Origin of the sequence: Streptomyces sp. NK15101 (genome assembly GCF_020400725.1) — a bacterium.
Lineage (GTDB): Bacteria > Actinomycetota > Actinomycetes > Streptomycetales > Streptomycetaceae > Streptomyces.
Genome location: NZ_JAINVG010000031.1, coordinates 74,405 through 83,325 on the forward strand (window position 1 = coordinate 74,405; position 8,921 = coordinate 83,325).

The following is an 8,921-nucleotide window of genomic DNA, read 5'->3' on the forward strand; positions in this document are numbered from 1 at the left end:
AGCCGACGCTAAGGTAAGCCTGACCTCACTTAGTTGCGCAAAGGAGCTCCGATGAGCGAGGCCCCGGGGGCGTGGACCTCCGCGACGGGCACGGCCGAGCGCCGCACCCCCGCCGAGGCGTGCGCCCTCACCGGCACCTACCGGCGCGTCATCGCCGTCTGCGACGCGCTCGACGCCCGGCTCGTCGATCCGTACGCGCCGGACGATGCCGCCGCCCTCATGCCCGACGGGTCCCGACTGGCCGGCGACCCGGACGTGCTGGACGCCTTTCTCGACGCCTCGGCGGCCCGCATCACCGCCCGGCACGGCCACGCCCCGCGCAGGGACGTCGCGGCCTCGCGGGCGCTGCACGACTACCTGTGGTCCGTCAGCCTGCTGATGAGCGGCGCCTGGTACCGGGACCGCCGCGTGCCGCGCATCTCACCGCGCGACGTCCGCGTGGACCTGACGACGGGCGCGATCGGCGTCGTCCCCCGTCAGGAGTTCGCCTGTCTGCCGGACGACCCGGCGGCCACGGACGCCGCCGCCCGGATCGTGGGCCACGAAGAGGAGTTGCGCGCCGAGTTGCGCGCCGCCGTCGTCGATCACGTGGGCCCGCTGCTGGCCGCGATCGGCCCGTCGGTCCGGCGCGGACCGCGCGCCCTGTGGGGCATGGTCGCCGACGACCTGCTCTCCGGTCTCTGGTACCTCGGCCGGATGACGAACCAGGAGGAACGCGCGGTGCGGGCGGCGACCGAGCTGCTCCCGACGGCGATCCCGCCCTTTCCGGGAGGTGCGGACTTCCGGCGCCTCACGGGCCGCGACGGCCGCCGCCACCCGACCCGCACGCGCCTCGGCTGCTGCCTGTACTACACGATCGAGCCGGAACGCGCCTGCCTGACCTGCCCGAGGACTTGTGACGCCGAGCGGCTGCGCCGGCTCGAGGAAGAGGACTGAGCTCCGCACCGTACGGACGGCACACGCGCACGGCGGACCTACGGCGGACCTACGGCGGAAGGCCGGTGCCCGCGGTGTCGATCCACCGCCGGCACCGGCCCGCCCGGTCTCGGACCCCGATCACTTCGCCGGGTCGACCTCGAAGATCTTCGCCATGTCATCGAGCATCAGGTCGGCACCCTGAAGCGATACGGAGGTCATCCAGACGGCGTCCTCGACCTCGTGGACGTTGCCCTTCTCCACCGCGTGCAGGCGCTTCCACAGCGGGTTGGCGAGGAACTTCTTCTTCCGCTCCTCACCGCCCGAGAACGTGGTCATGAAGATGTGGTCCGCGTCGGCCTGGGCGATCTGCTCCTCGCTGATCTCGATGTTGAACTCCTTCTGGTCCTGCTGGTTGGCGGGACGCGCGAGGCCCATGTCGGTCAGGACGATGCCGCTGAACGTCTTCGGCAGGTAGATGCGCGTCGGACCGTCGAGGAAGCGGACCAGGGAGTAGGTCTGCTTGGGGTTCTTGGCGTTGATCGCGTCACCGATCTTCTTGGCTCGCGTCTCGTACGCCGTCAGCGCGGCCTTGGCCTTGGCCTCCTCACCGAGCGCGGTGCCGAGGAAGGTGACGTTCTCCTTCCAGATCGGACCGGTGGTCTCCACGAAGACGGTCGGCGCGATCTTGCTCAGCTGGTCGTAGAGGTCCTCGTGCCGCACCGTCGCCGACACGATGAGGTCGGGCTTGAGGGCCGCGATGGCCTCGAGGTTCGGGCTGTCGAGGGGGCCGACGTCCTTGGTGTCCTTCACCGCGTCGCCGAGGTAGGGCGGGAAGCCCTTCTGGTCGCGGTACGAGCCGATGCCGCCGACCAGCGGGGCGTCCAGCGCGACGACGGCCTCGACGAGGCTGTTGTCCAGCGCCACCACGCGTCGGGGCTTCGACTTGATCTCCGTCTTGCCCTTGTGGTGGGTGACGGTGCGAGGGAAGCCCGCGTCGGAGGTCGCGGCCGGCTTGTCGGCGGCAGGCTTGTCGTCGCCCTTGTCGCCTCCGCAGGCGGCCACGGAGAAGGCCAGGGCGGCGGTGAGCAGGGCAGCGGCGAACCGGCCGGGCCGGCGGCGCTGGGCGAGGGTGTTCATGGGTCTCCCATACACGGACTGTTGCGACAGGCAGGACGGAACAATCGCCCAACTGACGCTTAGGCAAGGCTTACCTATGAGGGCGTTGTGAGAATAGCGCCTGTGCGTGACCGGATCCATACGGTGGGGTACTCGTACCCGCAACCGTTAGGCATGCCTTACCTTGTGCAGGTGTCTGTGAAGCCCGTCGCCGAAGGTGCGGCCGCCGCGCCCCCGTTCGCCCCACCGCCCGGCCGGAGGCCACCGCGCGTCGCCGCGCGTGCCGTCGTCGCGGTCCTCCTCGTCACCGCGCTCGTCGCCGCGGCCTGCGCCTCGCTCGCCATCGGCACCAAGTCCGTGCCGCTCTCCGACGTCCTGCACGCGATCGGCGGCGGAACGGAAGGCGACGCGGTCGTGATCCGTGAACTCCGCATGCCGCGAACCTTCCTGGGCCTCCTGGTCGGGCTGGCGCTCGGCGCCGCCGGGGCCGTCGCCCAGGACATCACCCGCAATCCGCTGGGCGACCCCGGCCTCATCGGCATCAGCGCGGGGGGATCGTTCGCCGTCGCGGTCGGCATCGGGGCCTTCGGACTGACCAGTTCGTACGAGTACATATGGTTCGCCTTCCTCGGCGGAGCGCTCGCGGGCCTGGTCGCCTACGCCGTCGGCGGCACCGGCTACGGCGGCGCGACGCCGGCCAAACTGGCGCTGGCCGGCGCGGCCGTCACCGTCCTCCTCGACGCCGGCACCAACACCCTGGTCCTGCTCGACGTCCGCACCCTCGACCAGTACCGCTTCTGGGCCGTGGGCTCGCTCGCCGGACGCGACGCACAACTCGGCGTGGAACTCGTGCCGTTCATCGCCGTCGGCCTGCTGCTCGCGATCGGGCTCAGCGGCCGGCTCAACGCCCTGGCCCTCGGTGACGACCTCGCCACCACCCTCGGCACCAAGGTCCGCACCACCCGCCTCCTCGGTGCCGTCACGGTGATCCTGCTGACCGGCGCCGCCGTCGCCGCGGCCGGGCCCGTCACCTTCATCGGGCTGGTCGTCCCCCACGTCGTCCGGGCGTTCACCGGGCCGGACGCCCGCTGGCTGGTGCCCTGTTCGGCGCTCGGCGGCGCCACGCTGATGCTGAGCGCCGACGTCGTGGGGCGCATGGTCGCCCGGCCCGGCGAACTGGAGGCCGGAGTGGTCACCGCGATGCTCGGCGCCCCGTTCCTCGCCGCGCTCGTCAAGCGCGGCAAGCTCAAGGAGCACACCCGATGAGCACCCCGCAGACGGCCGTTCCGCGTCCGGCCGCCCTCCGCGTGGAAGTCGGCCCGTTCGGCGCCGCCGTCCGCCTCCGCGTACTCCTCACCGTCGTCGTGCTGGTCCTGGTGGGCTTCGCGGGCCTCGTCGCCTCGGTGTCGCTCGGCACCTACGCCATCCCCGTCGGCGACGTGCTCGGGGCCGTCCTCGGCACCGGCGACGGCGCGGCCGACCTGATCATCCAGCAGCTGCGGCTGCCCCGCGCCCTCACGGCCCTGCTGGTCGGCGCGGCGTTCGGCCTGGCCGGCGCGGTCTACCAGGCCGTCACCCGCAATCCGCTCGCCAGCCCCGACCTCATCGGCATCTCGGCCGGTGCCGGCGTCGGCGCGGTCGGCGCCATCCTGTTCGGCGGCGTCACCGCCGCGGGGGCCGCGACGTTCGGCGCGGTGCCCTTCGGAGCGCTGGCCGGCGCGCTGCTCACCTCCGCCGTCATCTACCTGCTGGCCTTCCGGGACGGCACCGTCACCGGCTACCGCTTCGTGCTCGTGGGCATCGCCGCGAACGGCGCTCTGGTCGCCCTCACCCGCTGGATGCTCGCCCGCGCCGACATCGACCAGGCGTCGCGGGCCATGGTGTGGCTGACCGGCAGCCTCAACGGACGCGGCTACGAGCACGTCCAGTGGGCCGGGATCGCCCTGGCGCTCCTGCTTCCGCCGACCATCGCGCTAGCCCGCCCGTACCAGCTCCTCCAGTACGACGACGACACGGCCCGCAGTCTCGGCGTCCCGCTCCGGCACGCCCGCGTCGCCCTCCTCGTCCTCGCCACCTGCCTGACCGCGCTCGCCACCTCGGCGGCCGGCCCGATCGCCTTCATCGCCCTCGGCGCACCGCAGATCGCCCGCCGGCTCGCGGGCACCCCGGGCATCCCGATGGTGTGCAGCGCCCTGACCGGCGCCGTCCTGCTCGTCCTCGCCGACCTCGCCGCCCGGACCGTCCTGGACCCGACCGAGCTGCCCGTCGGCGTGCTCACCGGCGCCGTCGGCGCCCCCTACCTGCTGCTGCTCCTCGCCCGCACCAACCGGGCCGGAAAGGGAGGCTGACATGACCTCACAGCTCACCGACGCCGTCGCCGCCCTCGCCGGCACCGGACTGCGCCTCGGGTACGGCGACCGCGTCGTCGCCGAGAACCTCGACCTGGCCATCCCGTCGGGCAAGGTCACCGCGCTCGTCGGCCCCAACGCCTGCGGCAAGTCCACCGCCCTGCGCGCCCTCGCCCGCCTCCTGAAGCCGGCCGGCGGCACCGTCCACCTGGACGGCGAGGACATCGCCGGCATGTCCGCCCGCGACTTCGCGCTGCGCCTCGCCCTGCTCCCCCAGGCCCCCAGCGCCCCCGACGGCATCACCGTCCGGGACCTGGTGGCCCGCGGCCGCACGCCGCACCAGCGCTGGTGGCGCCAGTGGTCCTCCGCCGACGAGGCCGCCGTGGACGCCGCCCTGGCCGCCACCGGAGCCATGGACCTGGCGACCCGGTCCATCGACGAACTCTCCGGAGGCCAGCGCCAGCGCGTCTGGATCGCCATGGCCCTCGCCCAGGACACCCCCGTCCTGTTGCTCGACGAGCCCACGACCTATCTGGACCTGGCCCACCAGGTCGACGTCCTCGAACTGGTCGCCGAACTCAACCGCACCGAAGGCCGCACGGTGGTGATGGTCCTCCACGAGCTGAACCTCGCCTGCCGCTACGCCGACCATCTCGTCGCCATGCGCGACGGCCGCGTCATCGCCGCCGGTTCCCCCTCGGACATCGTCACCCCGGTCCTGGTGCAGGAGGTCTTCGGCCTGCGCGCCGCGGTCATCGCCTGCCCGGTCGCCGGCACACCCCTGGTCGTACCGGAAGGCGGCCGCCGCACCGAGCCGGTGTGACGCCGCATCACCACACCCCTGCGAGGGGCAGGGCGCCCGCGCGGTGCCCCTCGCAGGAGTACGGCGGCTCAAGGCCGCCGGGTACGGGCACCTGACCCGACGCCGCCCCCTCCCCCGCCCCGGCGTGCTCAGCGCACCCCGGCCCCTGCCCGGTCCGATCGCGGTCGTCCACCGACGCGGTCGAGGCGAGTCGGTCCCCGACCGGTCCCCGAAAACGATCGAGGGGCCGTTTCAGATCTCTCTGAAACGGCCCCTCGATCTGCGACTCTTTCGAGTCGGGACGACAGGATTTGAACCTGCGACCCCTTGACCCCCAGTCAAGTGCGCTACCAAGCTGCGCCACGTCCCGATGCGCGTCTCCGCGGGGTTTCTCCCGCGTCGCCGTGCAGGGAAAACATTACCTCACTCCGGAGGGTGGGATGACGCACGGGCTGTCACGGCCTCCGGGACGAGGAGGTCGACGCCGCAGGTGGCGGCCAGGGCGGTGGCTTCGGTGAGGGCATCGGCGGAGTCGGTGGCGTGGGCGAGGTCGAGGCGGGCCCGGGCTTCCTCGTAGCGGGACGGCGACGCGGCGAGGTGCTCGACGGCCCGCTCCAGGAGGCGGCGGGACTCGGAGGGGTCGGCGAAGAGGGCCAGGCAACGGAGGGCCTCGCCGAGGGCGGTGTGCGTGCCGAGGCGCTCCGCGTGGGCGTGGGCCTCGCGGGCTATCCGGGCCGCGCGGTCCGGGTCGGTGGGTGCGAGGGCGCGGGCGAGGTCGAGCGGCCAGGGGGCCCAGACGATGTGGTGGCGTCCCCGGACGGTCAGTGCCTCGGCGGCGCCCTCCAGGGTGGACACGGCCTCTTCGACGCGGCCTTCGGCGAGCAGCAGCCGGCCGAGGACGCTGGGGCCGTCCGGCAGCACGATCGCACCCGGCCACGGCGGGCCGAAGGAGTACCGGTCGGCGACGGCGCGCGCCTCGGCCGTACGGCCCCGGGCGACGAGGGTGTCGATGAGGAGGCAGGCGGTGTCCCAGTGGACGGGGAGGCCGTCGCCGACGCGGTCGGCCAGCCGGAGTCCCTCCTCCAAGTGGTGCTGGGCGGTGGGCAGGTTGCCCCGGCGCCGGTGGACCAGGCCCAGGAGGGTGTGGGCGAAGGCGAGGTGGGCGCCGCTCCAGCCGGAGATCTCGAAGGCCCGGACCGCCTCGGTGAAGAGGGCCTCGGCCCGGTCGGGGCGGTCCGCGAAGGCGTAGGCGATGCCGGTGAGGGCCGGGATCTCGAAGCCCCATTCCTGATCGGTCCAGCTGAGGCCCCGGGCGGGTGCGCCGTCGACGAGGGCGCGGTCGCAGAGCCGTACGACCTCGGCGGCGGGCTCCCCGCGCATCATCGCGTCGAAGCCGCGGATGGTGATGAGGGCCCGCTCCGAGTTGTCGGCCCCGGTGAAGCCCGCGGTGAGTTCGGCGAGGCGGCGGGAGCGGTCCGGGCCGTCCGCCTCGGCGGCCTGGAAGCCCTCGTACATGAAGTGCGCGACCTGGAGCCGTCGTCGGCCGGTGCCGGGCGGTGTCCGGGCGTGCTCGACGGCGGCGGCCCGCGCGGCCTCCTGGAGCTGGTTGTTGTGGGCGAGGGCCTGGGCGAGCCGGAAGGTCGCGTCGATGCGCAGGTCGTCGTCGAGGCCGGGCAGGTCGAGCGCGGAGCGCAGGTGGTGGACGGTGGCGGCGGGCGCGGTGAGCAGGGAGGCGCAGCCGAGCTCGTACAGGACCCTGGCGTACGTGTCGGGGCCGGGCGGCTCGATGAGGGCCCGTTCCAGACAGCGGCGGGCCGCGTCGGGGGCTCCGACGGCGAGGTGCTCGACGGCGGCGGCCCGCAGTCCGCTCACGACCTCCTGGTCGTCGTCGGGGTGCACTTCGAGGAGGTGGCGGGAGACGGCGGCCGGTCCGCGGCCCGCCTGGGCGAGCGCCCAGGCCGCGCGCCCGTGCATGGCGGTCCGCCTCGCCGCGGGCACGGAGCCGTACACGGCCGTCGCGATGAGCGGATGCGTGAACTCCAGCGGCGGGACGGGCACGAGTGCCAGTCCGTTCCGGCCGGTCGTCGGGGCCGTCACGATCCTGGCGGCCCGGAGGCGTTCGGTGTCCTCGGCGATCTGCTTCGCGCTCATTCCGGTGAGCGCCGCGAGGAGCTCGGGCGTGCTGTCCGTGCCGAGGACCGCCGTCGCCCAGGCGAGCTGGGTCGGGCCGCTGCCGAGCTCCTCCAGACGGGCGACGAGTCCGCCGCCGCGGGCGCCGGCGCCGAGGTCGCGGAGGAGGCCCGCGGAACCGGCGACGGGTTCGAGCATCCGGTCGCGCGCCTTGGCGAGCAACTCGACCGTCTCGTACGGGTTGCCGGAGGTCACCGTCCACAGTTCGTGACAGAACGGCTCGTCCGCGTGCCCGCCGAGGGCGTCCCGGGCGAGCTCGGCGGTGGCTCCGGAGGTGAGGGCGTGCAGGCCCAGGGTGAGGACGGCGCGGTTCGCGAGCGCGGCGAGCGTCGCGGACGCGCCGGGGCCGCGCGGCTCGCGCACGAAGGGACGGTGGGCGAGGACGACGAGGGCGGGCAGCCGGCCGTCGTACCGGTTCCGGGTGAAGGCGTCGAGCCAGGCCAGGGACTCGGCGTCGGCCCAGTGGACGTCGTCCACCAACAGCACCGGGGGCCGGTCCCGCAGCCGGGCCGCGAGGCGGTCCAGGAGCCGGGCGAGGCCGAGCAGCACGCCCTGCGGGTCGGCGGGCGCGTCCGAGGACGGCGGGGCGATTCCGAGCGCCGGGGCCAGGAGGTCGAAGTGGTCGCCGAAGAGCTGTCGCACCTCGTCGGCCTCGAAGCCGTCCAGGGCGGGCTGGAGCAGCTGACGGGTGAGGTGGAAGGGGACGGAGGTAAGGGTCTCGCCGCCGCGGGCGGTCAGGACGGTGCACCGGTCCCGGGCGGTGCGGTGGATCTCGGCGAGGAGCGCGGTCTTCCCTATGCCCGCATCGCCCCGGTAGACGAGTATGCCGCCGCGTCCGGGGCCGCCGGCCCTGGCTCCGGCGACGAGTTCGTCGACGGCGTGGGCGGCCGCGGCGAGCTCCGCTCCGCGTTCGAGCAGGCCGCCCCGCTCCGCGTCGGAGGCGTCCGGCGCGAACGACGTTGCGGGCGGCGACTGTTCGGGATCCGTCGGCACCGGTGACTCACTCCCCACACACACGAACTGTTGGTCATGACGCTACCGGTACCGCCACCCGCGCGGACCGGAACAGCGCCGGACCGACGAGCCTAGCGCTCGTGATCGTCCGGGGGGCGACAATGGACGGGTGAACCGGACAACGGGTGACCAGGTGGGGCGTGGCGGGGCCGGCGGCAGGGACCGCGACGAGGCGGGGCGCGCCCGGAGCGCCCGGCCGCGCGACGGACTCGGCCGTCCGCTGCCCTACGGGGCGGAGGGGGTGCCACGGCAGCCCGAGGGGGTCGTGCGCGGTCCTGACGAGACCCTGCGCGAGGCGCAGCGGCTGCTCGACGCCGGGATGCCCTTCCACGCCCACGAGGTCTTCGAGGACGCCTGGAAGTCCGGCCCGGAGGCGGAGCGGGACCTCTGGCAGGGGCTCGCCCAGCTCGCCGTCGGCCTGACGCACGCGGCCCGCGGCAACACGGCGGGCGGCGCCCCGCCCCCCCCCCCCGGGGCGCCCCCCGCCCCCCGGCGGCCCGCCCCCGGGCGGGGGGGCGGGGGGGGCGCCGCGC

At 74.2% G+C, this 8,921-nt stretch carries 7 protein-coding genes and 1 tRNA gene; 5 read left to right on the plus strand and 3 right to left on the minus strand.

Annotated elements, in window-relative coordinates; translation table 11 throughout:
* Positions 1 to 51 precede the first annotated feature (51 nt).
* On the plus strand, positions 52 to 936 hold the full coding sequence (locus tag K7G60_RS18575; protein WP_225802048.1) for a (2Fe-2S)-binding protein: 885 nt from the start codon (positions 52 to 54) through the stop codon (positions 934 to 936).
* Positions 937 to 1,056: 120 nt separating this feature from the next.
* On the opposite strand, the gene K7G60_RS18580 is transcribed toward K7G60_RS18575, so the two are convergent.
* Positions 1,057 to 2,055, minus strand: a complete 999-nt coding sequence (locus K7G60_RS18580) for an ABC transporter substrate-binding protein (protein WP_225802049.1) — start codon at positions 2,053 to 2,055, stop codon at positions 1,057 to 1,059.
* Positions 2,056 to 2,226: 171 nt separating this feature from the next.
* Between K7G60_RS18580 and K7G60_RS18585 the strand changes: the two genes are divergently transcribed.
* Genes K7G60_RS18585 through K7G60_RS18595 form a run of 3 tightly spaced genes read left to right on the plus strand, consistent with a single transcriptional unit; the run spans position 2,227 to position 5,205 of the window.
* Positions 2,227 to 3,300, plus strand: coding sequence for an iron ABC transporter permease (locus K7G60_RS18585; RefSeq protein ID WP_225802050.1), 1,074 nt, complete (start codon positions 2,227 to 2,229; stop codon positions 3,298 to 3,300).
* Entirely contained in the window at positions 3,297 to 4,382 is a 1,086-nt protein-coding gene (locus K7G60_RS18590) for an iron chelate uptake ABC transporter family permease subunit (RefSeq protein WP_225802051.1), read from the plus strand. The genes K7G60_RS18585 and K7G60_RS18590 overlap by 4 nt, the downstream gene beginning before the upstream one ends.
* Position 4,383: 1 nt before the next feature.
* Positions 4,384 to 5,205, plus strand: a complete 822-nt coding sequence (locus tag K7G60_RS18595; protein ID WP_225802052.1) for an ABC transporter ATP-binding protein — start codon at positions 4,384 to 4,386, stop codon at positions 5,203 to 5,205.
* 275 nt (positions 5,206 to 5,480) lie between these two features.
* Here K7G60_RS18595 and K7G60_RS18600 read toward each other — a convergent pair.
* A tRNA-Pro gene (locus K7G60_RS18600) sits at positions 5,481 to 5,554 on the minus strand.
* A 53-nt stretch (positions 5,555 to 5,607) separates the two neighbouring features.
* Positions 5,608 to 8,292 (minus strand): AAA family ATPase, encoded by a 2,685-nt coding sequence (locus K7G60_RS18605; protein ID WP_225802056.1) that lies wholly within the window; start codon positions 8,290 to 8,292, stop codon positions 5,608 to 5,610.
* A gap of 205 nt (positions 8,293 to 8,497) precedes the next feature.
* Here K7G60_RS18605 and K7G60_RS18610 point away from each other — a divergent pair.
* On the plus strand, positions 8,498 to 8,921 hold a 424-nt coding region (locus K7G60_RS18610), incomplete at its 3' end, for a DUF309 domain-containing protein (protein ID WP_225802053.1).

Excerpts from the sequence above, each read along its gene's own strand:
- K7G60_RS18575 (WP_225802048.1), top strand. The coding sequence starts at position 52 with ATGAGCGAGGCCCCGGGGGCGTGGACCTCCGCGACGGGCACGGCCGAG.
- K7G60_RS18590 (WP_225802051.1), top strand. The coding sequence starts at position 3,297 with ATGAGCACCCCGCAGACGGCCGTTCCGCGTCCGGCCGCCCTCCGCGTG.
- K7G60_RS18580 (WP_225802049.1), bottom strand. The coding sequence starts at position 2,055 with ATGAACACCCTCGCCCAGCGCCGCCGGCCCGGCCGGTTCGCCGCTGCC.
- K7G60_RS18595 (WP_225802052.1), top strand. The coding sequence starts at position 4,384 with ATGACCTCACAGCTCACCGACGCCGTCGCCGCCCTCGCCGGCACCGGA.